Annotated in this window: 15 protein-coding genes; 10 read left to right on the forward strand and 5 right to left on the reverse strand. The window is 33.3% G+C overall.

The genetic code is table 11. The annotated features are described in order from the left end of the window. Positions 1-16 precede the first annotated feature (16 nt). Genes LCI24_RS05275 through LCI24_RS05295 form a run of 5 tightly spaced genes read left to right on the forward strand, consistent with a single transcriptional unit; the run spans position 17 to position 9,073 of the window. Entirely contained in the window at positions 17-1,123 is a 1,107-nt protein-coding gene (locus LCI24_RS05275) for an eCIS core domain-containing protein (protein ID WP_274639480.1), read from the forward strand. A gap of 50 nt (positions 1,124-1,173) precedes the next feature. Next, positions 1,174-5,577 (forward strand): eCIS core domain-containing protein, encoded by a 4,404-nt coding sequence (locus LCI24_RS05280; RefSeq protein WP_274639481.1) that lies wholly within the window; start codon positions 1,174-1,176, stop codon positions 5,575-5,577. Positions 5,578-5,634: 57 nt separating this feature from the next. Beyond that, a complete protein-coding gene (locus LCI24_RS05285; RefSeq protein ID WP_274639482.1) occupies positions 5,635-6,861 on the forward strand; it encodes a hypothetical protein in 1,227 nt (408 codons plus the stop codon). Positions 6,862-6,887: 26 nt separating this feature from the next. Then, the gene (locus LCI24_RS05290) at positions 6,888-8,240 is read left to right on the forward strand and encodes an ATP-binding protein (RefSeq protein ID WP_274639483.1); all 1,353 of its coding nucleotides are present in this window, start codon (positions 6,888-6,890) and stop codon (positions 8,238-8,240) included. 11 nt (positions 8,241-8,251) lie between these two features. Beyond that, entirely contained in the window at positions 8,252-9,073 is an 822-nt protein-coding gene (locus LCI24_RS05295; protein ID WP_274639484.1) for a hypothetical protein, read from the forward strand. A gap of 5 nt (positions 9,074-9,078) precedes the next feature. Here the strand turns inward: LCI24_RS05295 and LCI24_RS05300 are convergent, their stop codons facing one another. Both LCI24_RS05300 and dnaE read right to left on the reverse strand, forming a co-directional pair. Then, complete coding sequence (locus tag LCI24_RS05300; protein ID WP_274639485.1) at positions 9,079-9,435, reverse strand: hypothetical protein; 357 nt, start codon at positions 9,433-9,435, stop codon at positions 9,079-9,081. Position 9,436: 1 nt separating this feature from the next. Further along, a complete protein-coding gene (gene dnaE, locus LCI24_RS05305; RefSeq protein WP_274639486.1) occupies positions 9,437-13,810 on the reverse strand; it encodes a DNA polymerase III subunit alpha in 4,374 nt (1,457 codons plus the stop codon). A gap of 241 nt (positions 13,811-14,051) precedes the next feature. Here dnaE and LCI24_RS05310 point away from each other — a divergent pair, with 241 nt between their 5' ends. From LCI24_RS05310 to rimM, 3 genes are all read left to right on the forward strand, one after another. Continuing rightward, positions 14,052-14,243, forward strand: a complete 192-nt coding sequence (locus LCI24_RS05310) for a cold-shock protein (protein ID WP_028891302.1) — start codon at positions 14,052-14,054, stop codon at positions 14,241-14,243. 171 nt (positions 14,244-14,414) lie between these two features. Then, positions 14,415-14,918, forward strand: a complete 504-nt coding sequence (locus LCI24_RS05315; RefSeq protein WP_274639487.1) for a 30S ribosomal protein S16 — start codon at positions 14,415-14,417, stop codon at positions 14,916-14,918. A gap of 16 nt (positions 14,919-14,934) precedes the next feature. After that, entirely contained in the window at positions 14,935-15,462 is a 528-nt protein-coding gene (rimM, locus tag LCI24_RS05320; RefSeq protein WP_274639715.1) for a ribosome maturation factor RimM, read from the forward strand. On the opposite strand, the gene LCI24_RS05325 is transcribed toward rimM, so the two are convergent. After that, entirely contained in the window at positions 15,459-15,962 is a 504-nt protein-coding gene (locus LCI24_RS05325; RefSeq protein WP_274639488.1) for a GNAT family N-acetyltransferase, read from the reverse strand. The two genes, rimM and LCI24_RS05325, sit on opposite strands and share 4 nt — an antisense overlap. Before the next feature lie 51 nt (positions 15,963-16,013). On the opposite strand from LCI24_RS05325, the gene LCI24_RS05330 reads away from it, so the two are divergent. Next, on the forward strand, positions 16,014-16,604 hold the full coding sequence (locus LCI24_RS05330; RefSeq protein ID WP_099215603.1) for a PhnA domain-containing protein: 591 nt from the start codon (positions 16,014-16,016) through the stop codon (positions 16,602-16,604). A gap of 15 nt (positions 16,605-16,619) precedes the next feature. Next, positions 16,620-16,973 carry a hypothetical protein gene (locus LCI24_RS05335; RefSeq protein ID WP_274639489.1) on the forward strand — a complete coding sequence of 118 codons (354 nt, stop codon included), beginning with the start codon at positions 16,620-16,622 and terminating at the stop codon, positions 16,971-16,973. Positions 16,974-16,976: 3 nt separating this feature from the next. Here the strand turns inward: LCI24_RS05335 and LCI24_RS05340 are convergent, their stop codons facing one another. Both LCI24_RS05340 and LCI24_RS05345 read right to left on the reverse strand, forming a co-directional pair. Then, positions 16,977-18,032: a nucleoid-associated protein gene (locus LCI24_RS05340; protein WP_274639490.1), complete on the reverse strand. Its 1,056-nt coding sequence runs from the start codon at positions 18,030-18,032 to the stop codon at positions 16,977-16,979. Positions 18,033-18,065: 33 nt separating this feature from the next. Beyond that, entirely contained in the window at positions 18,066-18,665 is a 600-nt protein-coding gene (locus LCI24_RS05345; RefSeq protein ID WP_274639491.1) for a ribonuclease HII, read from the reverse strand. Positions 18,666-18,688: the final 23 nt, after the last annotated feature.

The raw sequence follows: 18,688 nt of genomic DNA on the forward strand, positions 1-18,688 counted from the left end.
TAAAACTTTAGAAGTCATGTTTAAAAGAGATAAAAAACCAGAAGCTAATAACGTTCAAGCAAAGGATAAAAAAAAGGATTTATTTATTCAACCAAAGCTAGCGTTTGGAAAAAAAGAAGATCAATATGAAGTTGAAGCAGATAACATGGCTGATAAAGTTGTCGGAAATAAAAATGAAGTTAATTCAATACAAAAAAAAGAAAATGAAGAAGAAATTCAGCAAAAACCACTGGCTTCTGAAGTAACACCTTTAGTACAAAAAATGGAAACTACTGAAGATGAGCAACCTGTTCAAAAGATGGAGGAAGAAGAAGCGGTACAAAGTAAAGAAGAGGAAGAAACAGTACAATCTAAGTGCGATGATTGTGAAAAGGAAGAACAAGTACAAAAACAAGAAGAAGAGGAAGCTGTGCAGTCAAAAACAGAAAAATCTACTTCAACAAAAAATAAACCTTCTTTTGAAAGTAAGTTAAAAAGAGGAAATGGAGGTCAAAAAATGGATGCACAAACACGAAGTGAAATGGAGTCAGGTTTTGGAGCCGATTTTAGCCGTGTAAATATCCATAACAACTCAGAAGCAGCACAAATGAGTCAAGAAATAGGAGCACAGGCATTTACGCATGGAAACGATATCTATTTTAACGAAGGAAAATACAATCCAAACTCCAAAGATGGAAAGCACTTGTTAGCGCATGAGTTAACACATACGATTCAACAAAAAGGAATGGTTCAGAAAAAAATACAGCGAAGCATTTCAAGAAGTACACCAAGTTGTAGTTCATCTAGTAGCGTACCTCTAAATTATAGAGGTGTAAGTGTTAGAAGAGGAGCCTATTATACAGATGTTTTTGATAGACCTTCGGGAGGAACAGTAAATATTTTTGTAGAAGCCTCTTCGAATGATGATAACTGTCATTTTGATAACACTTATGGAGTTAATGTGTGGCAATGTCATATTCTTGGTGATGAAAAAATTGAAAGCCAGCATATCAGAATGTTTAGAGAAGAAGGAGGTATATCCTACAGTATAACATTACCTACAGAAGAGTGGAACACTTATGAAAAATTTTATTTGAGACTGTATTTTAGGTGTAGTGCTACTGTAAATGTTAGCATTACATAATATTCAAGGGACATATCAAATTATATTCATTTTTTAAGAGCTAATAATCTATGTTTTCACCAAAAACTCAACATACCACAAAACCAACTTCTTCAAAATCAAATGGAGGAGGAAGCTTTATTCAACCTAAATTAAATGTTGGGAAACCAGGTGATAAATATGAGGTCGAGGCAGATAAAGCTGCTGACCAAATAGTAGCCAAGGGAAAAGAAACTCCAAACTCTTTTTTCGCACCAACAGTTCAAAAGAAAAATGAAGAAGAGATTCAAAAGCAAGAAATTCAGCAAAAACCGTTAGTTGATTCCATAAGCCCTGTAGTTCAATTAAAATCAGATGATAATCTTCAAAAGCAAGAAGAAGAATTACAACAAAAAGAAGAGGAAGATGTGCAAAAATCTACTGAAGAGGAAGTTCAAACAAAAAAAGAAACAACAGAGTCACCATTTGCTGGAGAGGTAATTCAGCAACAAGCAGAAGAAGATATTCAAGAAAAAGAAGAGGAAGAAATTCAGGAAAAAGAGGAGGAAGAAATTCAACAGTTACAAATGTCAGGAGGCGATGACAATTCTTCATTAGAAAGCAATCTCAGTAGTTCAAAAGGTGGAGGAAACTCATTACCAAGTGGCACTAAAAATGAAATGGAATCAGGTTTTGGAGCTGATTTTAGTGGCGTGCGTGTTCATAACGATAGCAATGCTGTACAAATGAATAAAGAGCTAGGATCTCAAGCATTTACCAATGGGAATGATATTTATTTTAACGAAGGAAAATACAATCCAACATCAGAGTCAGGAAAACATTTATTAGCACATGAGTTAACCCACACTGTACAACAAGGAGCGTCACCAGCTTCTAATAACGTTCAAAAATCAGAAGGAGAAACAGGTACTGTGACTTTAGTAGCTCCAACCGAAGCAGTAGATATCACAAACGGATTGCAATTATCTGATGATTGGTTAGCTTATATCGAGCAAGAATCAAGAACAACTAACTTTGATGTAAATGTTAAAATAGGGGCGCAATTCGAAGGAACAATTAAAATTCGAAAATTAGGAAGACCAGCAGAAGGGCAAACTCAAAAATTTGAGCTTTCAAGAAATGGAGGAAATAAACATTTAGATGTCCGTGGAATGTCATTTTTAAATCCGTTGAGAGATGCTGGTGTATTTCCTGTATTAGTATTAAATAGTTTTGGAGAAGAACAAAATACTACAGGTTTTTTAAGTATTCGAACAGGAGAGGACGTTTTTACTAGAGATGCACTAGGAATTATTCATAAAATAAATGAAAACCTTGAGGCAATGAGCTTCTTAGGTTTGAGTCCTATTGAAGTTGCAGAAGGCTTAGAAAATAGGTTTGAAAACGGAGGGTTAAATTTTAGAGCTAATAGTCTATCAGCAAATATAGATGGCTATATAGAAGCTACAGGTAGTTTAGGAATTACAGATTCTAATTTAAGTTTTGAGCTTAATTCTACAGTAGATATTGCTGGTTTAGCTTCTGGAGAATTTAATGTAGCAAGAGGAGCAGATGGAAAGTTAAGTGGACAAGCAAATATTGCTGCTGATATTGCTAATATAAGTGCATCGTTAACCGTTGAGTACGATGATGGAGCAGTGACTATTCAGGGTACAGGTAGAATGAATTCAGAAAAATTCTCTGGTGAAATAACCTTATTAGTTACTGATGCAACACGTTCTCGTCAAATGATGCATGCTGCATTAGGGGTAGAAAGTATGGATCAAGAAGCTGAAGCTCCTGCTCAAGAACAAGCACCCGTTCCAAAAACAAAAGATAACCAAGTATTGGCAGGTTGGGGAGAAGTACAGGCTACCATTACACCTTGGTTAGAGGGGGCAGCTAAAATAGGAATTGATCACCTAGGTCATGTAACTATTGTTGGTGAGGTCGTTGTAACAGAAGATGTTGAGTTGATGGAGCAACGAGGGAAAAAGGTGAATATTTTTGAAGTAGAAATACGAGCGGGATATGGTATTCCATTGGTAGGGCAAGTATTCTTATTCGCAAGTATTGGGATGTTTGCCAACGCAGGTTTTGGGCCTTTGGTTTTAAAAGATGTAGGTTTTACAGGAACCTATTCTACAGACCCATCAGTTTTACAGAATTTTAGTATTACAGGAACTTTAGGAATTAATGCTTTTGCTGTACTAGGGTTAGAAGCCGAAGCAGGAGTAGGTGTTACTTTAATAGGGCATGATGTAAAAGCAGGAGTTAATGTTACTGCAGTTGCAGGGTTAAGAGCCTATGCGGAAGCAACACCAACTTTTGAGTATAAAGAAGAACACTCACCAGAAGGAGGAAAAATTGGAGAATCAAGATTAAAAGGACACTTTGAAGCAGCTGCTCAGTTGTTTTTGCAACTATCAGGAGCGCTATTTTATGAATTAGACAGTCCGTGGTGGTCACCAGCACCGGATGGAAGAGAAGAGTTTCCGTTAGGAGAAGTACAATACCCAATTGGAGATAGTTTAGGAATAGGTGCAGATGTAGATTGGCTAGTAGGAGGAGAAGAGCCACCAGAATTAACCATGTCTCCTGTAGAGTTTGACCCAGATAAGTTTACAGCTGATGTGATGGCAGACCCTCCTCCTAGAACTATGGGAGATAGCGAGTCCAGTCCTGATGGAGAGTGGCAAGGAGAAAATGTTAATGGAAATCAAAATGAGAATCCAGAAATTACAGGAGAAGCAGAAGGGTTACCACCAGGGAGAAGAGAAGAAGATTTAAGCAATCTTTCAGAAGAGCAAAAATATATGCGTGCTTTAGATGAGTTGTCTCAAATGGAAAATGCAAATCCGAAAGCTACTATTGGGGTTGTGGAAGATAAAATTAGCTTAGTAAAGCGTAGGTATGGAATTCGTAAAATTCAAACCAGAAACGAAGAAGCTGAAAGAGTAGCTATTTATGTAGAACATGGAGAAGAAAATAATGGAAGACATTTATTACAAATACCGTTAATGAGTGAGGCTGAAAGACAACGTTTAATTGATGCTGCAAAAGAAGAATTACAAAGGAATTCTAGAAGAGCAGCAGATGAAGAAGGTAAGATATCTAGAGCCGAGGCAGAAGAAGTTTTAAATACTATTAAAAATAGTCATGATGTAATTTCAGAAGCTCAAGTTATAGATGGACAAAATACATGGGATTATTTAATTGATACGGGAGGGCGTGACCAAACTGAAGGAGGAAATCTTAAGAAAGAAACTGAGGTTGAAGAAGCAACAGATGAGAATAATCTTGAAAATTTATCACAGATAGCAGTTCCATTTACTGAAACTGATGGAGATAATCATACTCTTAAGTTTGCTGTAGAAGGAGAGGCTGTAGATTTAATGATACATAGTACTCCAAAGGATATTTTTAAGTATTTAAATTCTGACGAAGTCGATCAGTCCGATAGATTAGTGCAAGATGCTAGAAGACTTGCTACAGAAATTAAGACAATGGCAAATAATGCTGCAGACACTGAAGGGCTTGTTACTAATTTAAATAGTAAAATGAGAGAGCTAAGTGAAATGATGTCTGAAATTAGATCAGACTTTAGAAGATTCTTACCCAGAAATCCAGTTTATAACTATACTCCTCAAAATAATATGGCATATATAGCCGAAGCTGATATGTTGTCTGCTAATAGGTCTGGAGGTACTCCTCCAGGAGGTTCTTACGTTGCAGGTTGGCAAGCTATTCAACAAGGTTTAACTACAGGAGGAGGTCACTGGAAGCGTTTACATCTTATTAATCAAGGATTTGGAGGTTTTGGTGTTCCAGAAAATTTAACACCTGGCACACAAAGTGATAATAGTGAATATGAAAAATTTGATGGACCAGTAAAAGAACGAGTTGGTAGCAGACCAAACGATGAATCAGCTCAAGGAGTTGTAAAAATAAAAGCAACAGTCACCTACTATTCAGGAGAGTTTCCAACCAATCAACAAGCACCAAAAGAAGGAAGAGGAGTTGATCAATTTGCTGATGATGGTAGAGTTAAGAAAGATAATTATGCGGATAATATAAAATTTGAAGCATGGGAATACAGTTATAACAAGGGGGCTAATAGCTGGACACTAGGAGATAAATTTGTCGATGATAATTTAGGGATAGATCTTCCTGATTGGAATTTGGTAAGTCCACCAACAATTGGAGCAGCAACAAAGAGTGAATATACAAGGGCTTATAATAATTTATCTGTAAGAGATAAGTTTAGAGTAGATTCGGTAACTTCAGTAAGTTTTGACAACTTACTATCTCCAACTATATTAGAATTTATTAGAGGGAAATCTTTTGGGAACTCTGTAAATTTTAGAGGGCAAATGGATTTAGAAATAGACCCTTCTACATCATCAAAAAGAAGACGACAACAAACTATTGATAAATTAGAATCATTCAGAGACATTATCCCAGTAATGGTAAATGCAAATGCTTTGAAATTTTAAACCAATAAAATAAAGCGTTGTAAACCTTCATAAATAACATTTTATTAAAACTAATAGATGATAAATTTAATTGATAAAATAAAAACACTAGAAAAAACATTCATAAAAAATGCAATTATATTTAATATAAAGAAGAGAGAGCCATTAGGAGAAAAAAAAGTAATTGCATTATCTAAAGAATATAATTTACCTGATGAACTTGTTCAGTTTTATCTAGCATATAACGGGTTATTTATAACATGGTTTTCGGATCTAGATATATTGTGCACAGGAAGAATGTTTATTCCAGATTTAGAGTCATTAAAAAAATATTTTATAAATACTTCTAAAACAGATTTAAAATCATTTTCAATATTTATTAAAAAAGGATACATCCCACTTGATGTAGATGCAATCAATGGTTATGTTACTTTTATCAAGGTAGAAGAAAACGCATACACTCTTATCAGAGTAGATATATATCACAGTGAAATTGAATTAGGAATCTCTATTATAAAATATCTTGAAATTGGTATTATGTCAGGAGGTTTATATCACTGGCAAAATTATATTTCGGAAAACACGTATAATCATTTTAAGAAATATAGTTACGATGGTTTTGTGGAAATAATAGCAGATAAATTAGAAGTTAAATCTTTAGATTATTTCCACACTAAATTTATTAACAGGGATTTTACTTTTTCTAAAATAAAATCAATAAAATTAAATTTACCAGAAAATTCTCAAATTAAAAAGAGAAAAGAAAATTTTGGATGCTCAAATGTAGAGGTTAGGAAAGCTGAAATGAGCATTCAAAATAAACTTCCTAGTTCATTCGTAAATTGGGCATATAACATTAATGGTTTAGAGATAAACTGGAATTTCGATAGCTCTTTCGCAAATTTTAAAGTTATTGGAATTGAGAAAATTTTTGGAGGTGTGAACCATGGAGAATTAAAAAAATGGAAAAACAGTTATGCAACTTACCTAGGTTTAGATGATTCTCACGAAAAAAAATACGGTTCTTTTTACCCTTTCATCTTCGAAGAATCTGGACACACTGTATTTAAAATAGAGAATGATGAGGTGCTACTTTATTTTATAAAAGACTTAGAGCCCATAAAAATCAATCTTACTTTCAATCAATTCATAAATAAGTTATATGAATGTGGGGGGATATCAGGATGGCAAAACCTCTTTATCAATCAATATTCTAAAGAAAACCCTGAGATAAAAAGTTTGCTAAAAAATATCAAAATTTGTTTTCCAGATATAGATATAAAAAAATTTATCGGAAGCATGTAAGTTTTGTAACATAAATTATTGCAAGTATGGACACATTAGTAAATAAAATAGATACAAAAACAGGTTTGCAGGAAGCCGTTTCTTTTTTAAGAGAATTAATTTATGCTAGATTGTCTTCGGAATTCCATGGAAATGATTTTTTAAAACTAGATCTGAGTTTTGAGAATAATAATTCTTGTTTAGCTTCTTTTGTTAGAGAGAATGAATTGAATTATGTAGACAAAGTAGTATTGTTTTTGACAATTACACCCAATATTTCACCAAATTTTTTCAGTACCATTATTTCTGATTTCTTACCCAATGGAGGAGAACTTCCTGAGTTTGGAGGTGTAAAAGGGAAAAATCATAGAGGTATTATACCAACGGTTGAGACGGCTTTATATATTTTGGCGGGTAATGATATTGAAGAACGAAAGAAACTAATAAGCTTTATACTATGTGAGAGTAAACTAATCAAAAACTCTATCATAGAAATAGAAAAAATGCCTTATGGAGAACCACAAATGAGTGGAAAAATAATTCTTGCTCAAGAATACGTGCATTTATTTTTAACAGGTAAAGAATTAAAACCGCAATTAAGTCAAGATTTTCCAGCAAGTTTAATTACTACAGACCTAGAATGGGAAGATTTAGTGCTACAAGAAAAAACATTAAACGATATTAAAGAGATAGAAAACTGGCTAGCCTATAAAGAAGTATTAATGAACGACTGGGGTATGGCTTCAAAAATTAAACCAGGATATCGTGTGTTATTTTGTGGGCTCCCAGGAACAGGAAAGACATTAACAGCTGGCCTGCTAGGAAAGTATACAGGGAAGGATGTGTATCGAGTGGATTTATCTATGGTTGTATCAAAATATATAGGAGAAACAGAGAAAAACCTTTCTAAGCTCTTTGATAAATCTATTAATAAAGATTGGATTTTATTTTTTGATGAAGCCGATTCTATTTTCGGAAAACGAACAAACGTTCGCGATGCACACGATAAATATGCGAACCAAGAGGTGTCATATTTATTACAACGTATAGAAGCACATCCAGGTCTTATAATTTTAGCGTCTAATTTTAAGAATAATATTGATACAGCATTTACACGTCGCTTTAATAATATTATAGAATTTGAAACACCAAACTATGATGAGAGGTTAGCTTTATGGAAAAATAATTTACCTAATAAGGTTGAGGTTGAAGAATTAATTACTGTTGAAGAATTGGCGAAAAAATTCAATCTTACAGGAGCTAACATCGTGAATGTAATTCAATATGCGTGTTTAAAGACTATTGGGGGTAAAGAGAATAAAATTTTAAGACAATACTTGTTAGAAGGAGTAAAAAGAGAGTATACAAAAGAAGGAAAAACAATTAATATTAAACTTTAAAAAGAGCAGTAATGAAAACAATCAATCAAATAAATGGTATCCCCTTACATTATGCTAGGTTAACAAATCATCCATACGGAACTAGGGGAGAACAGCGCAATTTTTCAGTTGATGAAGGTTTTTTAAGTATTTTAGAAAAAGCACTTCAAGAAGTTTTTGAACATTGTCCTTTAGGAGTTCCTGAAGTAATTACAACAGCAGGAATTTTTGTAGACAAACCAGGACAGCATGGTCATGGAAAAGCATTTGATTTGGATGCTGTTTTTTGGAGTGATGAAACTCTAGTTACAACCAATTTTATTCATCAAAAAGAGTTGTATTTAGGCATGGAATCTTTTTTAAGAAAACACTTTGGTATTGTATTAAATTATTACTACCCAAACCATAAAGATCATTGGCATGTTGATACAAGTGTTCCTGTTGATTATAATGAAACATCTAAATCGGAAACATTGTATTTACAATTAGTCTTAAAACATATTTATAAAGAAGAAATTTTGGTTGATGGTATATGGGGAAGGCAAACTTCAGGAGTAGTAAAAGAAGTTTTTGAAAGATTAGGAATAAATACACCCATAACAACGAAAGCAAATTATATAAAGTTTTTAGATATAACAGGTAAAATAGCATTTAAACTATATGAAGAAAATACTTCTCCAAAACACTTATTAAGTAATTTAACAGAAGTAATTGAAGGTTTACCACAACAAAATAGAATCACTGTGCGAGAGGCATTAAATAGCTTTTTAGATCATGAAGAAACAGTAAATTGGTTGGGAGACTTTGAAGAGAGCCATAACTTAAATACTATTATTGAAGAAGTAATAGCTTAAAGTTTTTATTCGGAAAACTGATTTTTAAACCAGACCTTTTTCCAGATTCTTTTTAGAATTAAGAATGTAACATTTTCGGTATATTTATCAATATCGTTAGATTCAGTAATTTGTGAGTCTTTTTCAGAAACATCAATACGATATAAAAGGTTGGTATACGAACTAAAGTCATGTAAAACAAGTTCTTTAATTGATTTCTGGAGTTCTTCTTTTAACTCTAAAGGAGTGTTATTTTCAGAAAAAGTTAAATCAATTCCAGTTAAACTAAAATCTTTGTTAAGTTGAACTACGAGCTGTTTATATAACTCTTGATTGGCTACATTTGTTAATAGATCGATACTATTTTGATAACTAGGCAGCATTTTAATTCAACTTGTAATTAATAAACTGTTCGTCTAAAGCCTTTAAAAATTCACTAGATACTTTAATCTTAGTCGTTCTACTCGGTAAGCTTAATTCTATTTTTTCTTCTGCATCCCAAATGGTAAAATATAAACTTTGTGAGCCTTTGTTAGTGGCAAATAAGTGTTGTAATTCTTTTATGGTGTTATCTTTTACTTCTTTTAACGGAATTTTTATGGTAAGTTTTTTACACATTTTATCCATAATATCATGCAATAATAAAAACTCATTAAAACCAACCCTAGGATCACCTTTTACACCTTCTTTATTAGTCCAACCAGGTTTGATAGTAGTTTTGATAAATAAGAATGAATTAGGAACTAAAAAGTGTTTAAATTTTAAGTAATCTTCACCAAAAATTCTGAACTCAAAACTATCATTATAGTCTTCCATAGTAAATGCAGCCCACCCTTTACCTGCTTTTGAAACTCGATGCTGTACATCAGTGACAATTCCAGCAAAAGAAAGTCCTAAGCCTTCATATTGAGCAATGTTTTTAAAATGTGCAAGTGAAGCGTTGCAAAACTTTAGTTCGTTTTTAAAATCATCAAGAGGATGTGCAGAAATATACATTCCCACTACTTCCTTTTCGCGAGCTAACAATTCCATAGTTCCCCAAGTTTCACATTCTGGAATTAAAGGTTCAGGTAAATCAACATCCGAAGCTTCTCCAAATAAAGATACCTGAGATGAATTCTGATTTTCTTGAAACTTGTTACCAAAGCGGATAGCTTTTTCTAGAAAAGTTTGCCCTTTCTCATCCTTTACATAATACTGAGCTCTGTGAGTATTGTTAAAGGAATCAAATCCACCAGCTAATACTAAACCTTCAAAAGCTTTTTTGTTAGCAACACGTAAATCAACACGTTTCGCCACATCAAAAATTGAAGAAAAATGTCCATTTTCTTTACGTTCATCAATAATTGCCTTAACAGCAGAACCACCTACTCCTTTAATAGCCGCCATACCAAAACGAACGGCGCCATCTTTATTTACAGAGAATTTAGCATACGATTCATTTACATCTGGACCTAATACTTCTAACCCCATTCGTTTACATTCTTCCATAAAAAACGAAACCGTTTTAATATCGTTCATGTTGTTAGAAAGTACTGCCGCCATGTATTCGGCAGGGTAGTGAGCTTTTAAATAAGCAGTTTGATAGGCAATCCAAGCATAGCAAGTAGAGTGAGATTTGTTAAAGGCATAGGATGCGAAAGCCTCCCAGTCTTTCCAAATCTTTTCTAGTGCTTTTTCATCATGACCATTATCCTTAGCTTGATTTACAAACTTAGGTTTCATTTTAGCAAGCACTGCAGCTTGCTTTTTACCCATTGCTTTACGAAGTACATCGGCTTCACCTTTGGTAAAATCAGCTAACTTTTGCGAAAGTAACATTACTTGCTCCTGATATACTGTAATTCCATAGGTTTCGGCTAAGTATTCCTCCATGGCAGGAAGGTCATATTGAATTTCTTCATCACCATGTTTTCTTCTAATAAAAGAAGGAATATATTCTAAAGGACCTGGACGATACAAGGCGTTCATTGCAATTAAGTCAGCAAAAACCGTAGGTTTTAACTCACGCATGTATTTTTGCATTCCAGGAGATTCGTATTGGAATATCCCTACGGTTTCACCACGCTGGAAAAGTGCATAAGTTTCTTCATCATCAATGGGGAAATTTTCAGGATCGAGCTCTACACCATGACGTGCTTTTACAATTTTTACGGTATCCTTAATTAGGGTTAACGTTTTTAACCCAAGGAAATCCATTTTTAATAATCCAGCACTTTCTACTACTGAGTTATCAAATTGGGTAACATACATATCAGAATCTTTCGCAACTGATACGGGTACGAATTTGGTAATATCATCAGGAGTAATAATTACTCCACAGGCATGAATTCCAGTATTACGAACAGAACCTTCTAAAATTCGAGCTTTGTTAATGGTTTCAGCTTCAAGTCCATTACCATTGGCAATAGCTTTTAGCTCATTAACCATTTCAATTTCTTCAGAACGAAGTTTTTCTTTTAATCCTTTCTCATCTAGAGAAAAGATCTTTTTTAACTTCATTCCAGGAATTAACTTAGCAATTCTATCTGCTTCAAATAAAGGTAAGTCAAGTACACGAGCGGTATCACGGACAGATGATTTAGCTGCCATGGTACCATAGGTAATAATTTGTGCTACTTGATTAGCACCATATTTTTCAATTACGTAATCCATTACACGACTTCGACCTTCATCATCAAAGTCAATATCAATATCGGGCATCGATACACGTTCAGGATTTAAGAAACGCTCAAAAAGTAAATCATATTGAATAGGGTCTATATTGGTAATCCATAAGCAATAAGCAACTACTGAACCAGCTGCAGAACCACGCCCTGGACCTACTGATACATCCATATTACGGGCTTCTCTAATAAAATCTTCTACAATCAAGAAATATCCTGGATATCCTGTTTTGGCAATTACATCAAGCTCAAAATCTAAACGTTCTCGGATTTTGTCGGTGATTTCTCCATAACGTTTTTTGGCACCTTCATAAGTTAAGTGACGTAAGAAATTATTTTCACCTCTTTTTCCACCATCTTCTAGATCTTTTTCATCTCTAAACTCTTCTGGAATATCAAAGGCAGGTAATAGTACATCACGAGCTAACCCAAAAGGTTCTATTTTATCTACGATTTCTTGAATGTTAATAATGGCTTCTGGTAAATCTGCGAAGAGCTTTTTCATCTCTTCGGTAGATTTAAAATAATATTCGTCATTAGGTAATCCATAGCGATAACCTCTACCTCTTCCTTTAGGGGTTGCTTGCTTTTCACCATCTTTTACGCATAATAAAATATCATGAGCATTGGCGTCTTCTTTGCCTAAGTAAAAAGTATTGTTAGTAGCGACAATTTTAACGTCGTGCTTTTTTGAAAATTCTAAGAGAGTTTCGTTAACAACTCTTTCGTCTTCTTGTCCGTGACGCATTAATTCGATATACAAATCATCTCCGAATTGTTCTTTCCACCAAAGCAGAGCTTCTTCAGCTTGAGTTTCACCAACATTTAATATTTTACTAGGAACTTCACCATATAAATTTCCTGTTAAAACAATAACATCTTCTTTGTATTGTTCGATAACTTTCTTATCAATTCTCGGAACGTAGTAAAAGCCATCTACAAAAGCAATGGAAGACATTTTTGCTAGGTTGTGATATCCTTTTTTATTTTTAGCAAGTAACACAACTTGATACCCATTGTCTTTTTGACTTTTATTGGTGTGGTCTTCACAAACATTGAATTCACAACCTACAATAGGCTTTAAAATACTCTCAGTAGGTTCTTCTCCTTTTTCTAAAGCTTCTTTATTGGCTGCTTCAGCAGCTTTGTTATGTCCAATAACTGCTTGTACGAAATGAAAAGCAGCCATCATGTTACCCGTGTCAGTCATAGCAACTGCAGACATATTGTCTTTGGCAGCAGCATTTACAATATTACCAATTTGAATGGTAGATTGTAAAACTGAGTATTGAGTATGGTTGTGTAAATGAGCAAATTTAACGCCTTCAAGTTCTGCTAATCCTTCAGCGGTAGAAATTGTATTCGCTTCATCAGTTTCAGAAGACTTTCTCTTGCGAATTTTTTCACTTTCCTTTTTAAGGTTTAAGTGTTTAAGTCCAATTACTTGTATCGGATTTGGATTAGCTTCTGTATAACGCTGAAAATAATCTGAAGAAGCATCTAATTGCTCTTCTGTGTATTGGCGTAAACGAATTAACTCTAGGAAACATCGAGTGGTAGCTTCCACGTCAGCGGTTGCATTGTGTGCTTCCCCAAAACCAGTTCCGAAAAGGTGGTTGTGTAATTCGGTAAGGGTTGGAAGTTTAAATTTACCTCCACGACCACCAGGAATTTGACATAGTTGTGCCGTATGTTCGGTACAAGTATCCAAAACAGGTAATTCTGTTAAATTGTTTTCAACTCCTAAACGATGAAACTCACATCCCATAATATTGACATCAAATCCAACATTTTGACCGACAATAAACTTCGTTTTTTGTAATGCGTTGTTGAATAGTTCTAGCCCTTCACTTAACAGAATTCCTTGTTCGATAGCTAAATCAGTAGAAATCCCGTGAATACGTTCTGCATCGTACGGAATATTGAATCCATCAGGTTGTATTAAGAAGTCGTTATGTTCAATTAAATTCCCTAATTCATCATGTAATTGCCATGCAATTTGTATGGCTCTAGGCCAGTTATCCGTATCGGTTATTGGAGCATTCCAGCTTTTAGGTAATCCAGTAGTTTCGGTATCGAAAATTAAATACATGGGCAAAAATTACTTATTGAAGTGTTTTGGATGAAAACAAAGTGTAAAAATACGAAGAATTTACATTGTTATTAAGAGAAGTTATTAACGAGTGTTTTTACTTAATGTAAAGGCTTGAATAGCTGATTGTAATCAGTAAAGAGATGTTAAGTGTAGGTTAATTTTAAAATAAAAATGAAAAAAAGTGATTGATAATCAATTAATAAGATTACATTTGTACTTTAATATAATATTTTTTACAATGAAAGAAGGAACAGTAAAGTTCTTCAATGAATCTAAAGGTTTTGGATTTATTACAGAGTCAGGATCAAACACAGAACATTTTGTACACGTATCAGGTTTAATCGATGAGATTAGAGAAGGTGATACTGTTGAGTTTGAACTTAAAGAAGGAAAAAAAGGATTAAACGCAGTTAGCGTTAGAGTATTATAATATACCTCACAATTTATTTTTCTTAAGAGCCTGTTTAACAGGCTCTTTTTTATTTTAATAAAAAATCTTTTTAGGTGTTATTTGAAAAATATTTTATAATTTTGCGCCCACTTATTACGAGATAATAAGATTTATTAATAACCAAGGTCGCGAACCTTAAAAATTAAAATTATGCCTGTAAAAATTAGATTACAAAGACACGGTAAAAAAGGAAAACCATTTTATTGGGTAGTAGCTGCTGATTCCAGAGCTAAAAGAGACGGTCGTTTCTTAGAGAAAATCGGAACTTACAACCCTAACACTAACCCTGCAACTATCGATTTAGATGTTGACGGAGCTGTAAAGTGGTTACAAAATGGTGCTCAACCAACTGATACTGCTAGAGCAATCTTATCTTATAAAGGAGCTTTATTAAAGAATCACTTAGCTGGAGGAGTAAAGAAAGGAGCTTTAACTGAAGAGCAAGCAGAAGCTAAATTTAATGCTTGGTTAGAAGAAAAATCAGCTAAAGTAGCTGGTAAAACAGAAGGTTTAGCAAAAGCGGAAGCAGAAGCTAAAGCAAAAGCTTTAGAAGCTGAGAAAGCTGTTAATGAAGCGCGTATAGCTGCTGCAACTCCTGCTGTAGAAGATAGCGAGGATGCTGCTGCTGAATCAGGTGCTGATAGCGAAGAATAAAAACTGTAGTACGATGATGCAAAAAGAAGATTGCTTTTATCTTGGCAAAATCGTTAAAAAACATAGTTTTAAGGGTGAGGTAATTATCAAATTAGATACTGATGAACCCGATCTTTACGAAAATTTGGAATCAGTTTTTGTCGATTTAGGCAATAATCTGATTCCTTTTTTTATTGAAAAATCTTCCCTAAGTAAAGGAACTATGTTTAGAGTGAAATTTGAGGATGTTGATACTGAAGCAGATGCTGAAGCTATTTTACGTTCTGAAGTCTATTTACCATTAGATTTACTTCCTAAATTATCAGGAGATAAATTCTATTATCATGAAGTAATAGGTTTTAAGGTTGTTGATACTTCTTTTGGAGAGGTAGGGAATATAGTAAGTATTAATGACTCTTCTGCGCAACCTTTATTTGAAATTGATAGAGAGGGAAAAGAAGTTTTTATTCCTATGATTGACGATTTTATTAAAAAAGTAGATAGGGATAATAAAACTATAGAAGTTGAAACCCCAGAAGGATTAATTGATTTGTATTTGAGTTAAAACACATACTCAAATACACAATCTTCTCCATTTTCAAAAACTTGCTGCATTCCAATAAACTCAAAACCTAGATTTTTTAATAGTTTTTGAGATTTTTCATTTTTAGGCATAGTCAAAGCTAATACTTTCTCTTGCTTGAATTTAGTACGGACGTATTCAATAATTAGTTTTGTGGCTTCTGTAGCATATCCTTTACCTCTTCCTTCAGGTAAAAAAGCGTACCCAATATCAATAAAATCTAACCTGTCTCTTTGTAGCGCAGTTGAGGCTCCAATAGGTTTATTGGTTTCTTTTAGAATTACAGTAAAAAATCCCAAACCACCTAATTTCGAGTTTTTGAATAAAATATCTTTTAAGTAAACGCGAGTTTCTTCAATAGATTTTAAGTTTTTATCACCTATAAATTGAATCCAGTCTGGATCGTTAAATAATTGAAAATAAAAAGGGGCATCACTAACTAGAGCTTCTTTAATAATTAATCGTTCGCTTTCTAATAACATAGCCTAAATATAAATTAAAAATGTACTTTTGCGAAGCAAAAAAAGAATAAAATGAGTTTATTACAAGAATTACAAGATAGAAGCGGAAATCAATGTGAATTATGTGCATCAAAAAGCGATTTGTCAATTTATGAAGTGCCACCAATTTCAACAGGAGGAGTTGACGGTAGTTTATTGGCTTGTGCTACTTGTATTGAGCAGATTGAAGATGCTGATAAAACAGATGCAAACCACTGGCGTTGTTTAAATGATAGTATGTGGAGTGAATTTAGAGCCGTGAAAGTTGTGGCTTGGAGAATGTTACACCGTGTTAAAAAAGATGGATGGTCACAAGATTTGTTAGATATGATGTATTTAGAAGATGAAGAATTACGTTTTGCAGAAGCTACAGGTGAACATTTAGATGAAAGTGAAAAAATAATTCATAGAGATGTAAACGGAGCTATTTTGCAGGCAGGTGATAATGTAGTATTGATTAAAGACTTAAAGGTAAAGGGTTCTAGTATGGTAGCAAAGCAAGGGACTGCTGTGCGTAGAATTTCGTTAGATCCTGAAAATGCTAAATATATTGAAGGTAAAGTAGGAGCACAAACTATTGTGATTATTACCGATTATGTAAAGAAAATGGCTGAAAAAGAATAGTTTTTTTAGTATAAAATGTCTGCTAAATATTACAAAGAAAAACATTTACAAGCAACAAGATATAAGATAGAAAACGTTATCAGGCAGCAAGACTTTTTGTTAAAACACAGATGGAAAGTAATTGCTGCTGGTATTGTTTTTAGCTTTTGGGCTCCAACTTATGGTGTGGGGCATTCTTTTTCTAATAAAAAATCAATGTTGCAAAAAACAGAATATAGTTATTTAAAGTTAGTGATGCTTTGCGCAACTATTTATATGATTTTCTGCATTCTTTATCATTTTTCTAGCAGGTATCAGGATAAGAAAAAGCTAAAAGAATTGAAAGAGTTAGAAAAAAGATTAGAAAAAGAAATTTCAGAGTTAGACTAACTTTTATTTCTCTGTATTATAATACACCTTATAAAATTTCATTTTTTTGTCTTCGTCATAACCTTGTTCTAAGTATTCAGCAGAAGCATCAGGAGCATCAACATCAATTTTAATTTGAATATTGGTATCTAATTTAATTTCTGTTTTAAACTTACTTTTTTCCTTCTTTAAAACAACATCAGATACTTCAAAATTATTACGAATTAATACATCGTTCAACTTCTCAAAGTGTTGTTTATAATCTTCAAAAAGATCTTTATGCTTGTCTTCTTCAAAAACTTCATCTTTGAAACCGTGATAGTCTACGCTTTCATGTTCTTTAAAATAATCAACAGTGTTAGCTAAGAAGTTACTTTGCTCTTGTTTTCCTAATTCAGGTTTTAAAACTTCTTCAGAAAACTCTTTACACATTTCTAAGTAGTTTTGAGTGTGTAAATTACGATCATCAGCATACTTTACACTTAAAAAGTTTTTTATCCAGTATTGTGCATCGTATTGGTTGTTGTCTACAGATAAGACCACAGTTCCTTCTGCGTCAGTAGAGTTTAAAATTAAACAACCCTTATCCAATCTTTTTGTTGAAATTCCTTTTTGAACTACTACATCAAAACTATCATCATCTAAATAAGTCTGAAAGAAATCTACTTTACTTTCAATTTTAAAAACCCCAACAGCTTCAGTTAAAACATCTTTATACTCAATACCTTCAAAATAGGCAACAATTACATCACCAGTTTTAATATTTGCTGAATTTGATTGCTCGTAAAGGTGGTTAACAATGTTTTTAGAATGTTCTATAAAAACCTCATTGCCATCATCTTCAAAAATATCAGAACAATATTTATTGATTTCGTTTAGGCGAACATCTGCATGATGACTAAAACGGTAACTTTGCGTAACAGCTCCGAAAGGTTTTAATAAAAAAGGAAGTAATAATTCGTAGCTTTCTTCATCAAAACGGACTAGGCTTTCAGAAAAAGCATTTTGTCCGCTATTGTATTTGTTAGCTACTTTGTGAATAATACACTTATTAATTTCGGTACGAGTTCTTTTAATCATCTTCTAAAAAATTGGAAGACAAAAATAGAAAAATTAAAGTTTCAATTTTAATTGTTCAGGTAACAATTTAAATGATTTTCGGTGGTAGGGAGTTGCACCAAATTGACGAATAGCTTCGCGGTGTTCTTTAGTAGGATATCCTTTGTTTTTTTGCCAATTATATTGAGGAAATTCTTGATGAATTTTCTCCATATACTCATCACGATAGGTTTTAGCAAGTACAGAAGCAGCTGCTATACTCATAAATTTAGCATCGCCTTTTACAATAGTTTGATGAGGTGTTTTTTCAAAAGGGTTAAACTTGTTTCCATCAACAATAATAAATTCAGGTTTAATAGATAATTGTTCTATTGAACGATGCATTCCGGTTATAGAAGCTTGTAAAACATTAAGCTCATCAACTTCTTCTTGATGGATGAAAGAGACCCCAAATGCAAGTGCATGCTCTTCAATATAAGGTCTAAGCTTTTGACGTTTTTTTTCTGAAATTTGCTTAGAGTCGTTTAATAGTTCATGTTGAAAATCATCAGGTAAAATAACCGCAGCAGCTACAACAGGTCCTGATAAACAGCCTCTACCAGCTTCATCTGTTCCTGCTTCAAATTTATGTCCACTATAATTTAATTGCAACATGCTACAAATTAACAGATTTCAAA

The organism is Tenacibaculum larymnensis, assembly GCF_028829235.1.
Lineage (GTDB): Bacteria > Bacteroidota > Bacteroidia > Flavobacteriales > Flavobacteriaceae > Polaribacter > Polaribacter larymnensis.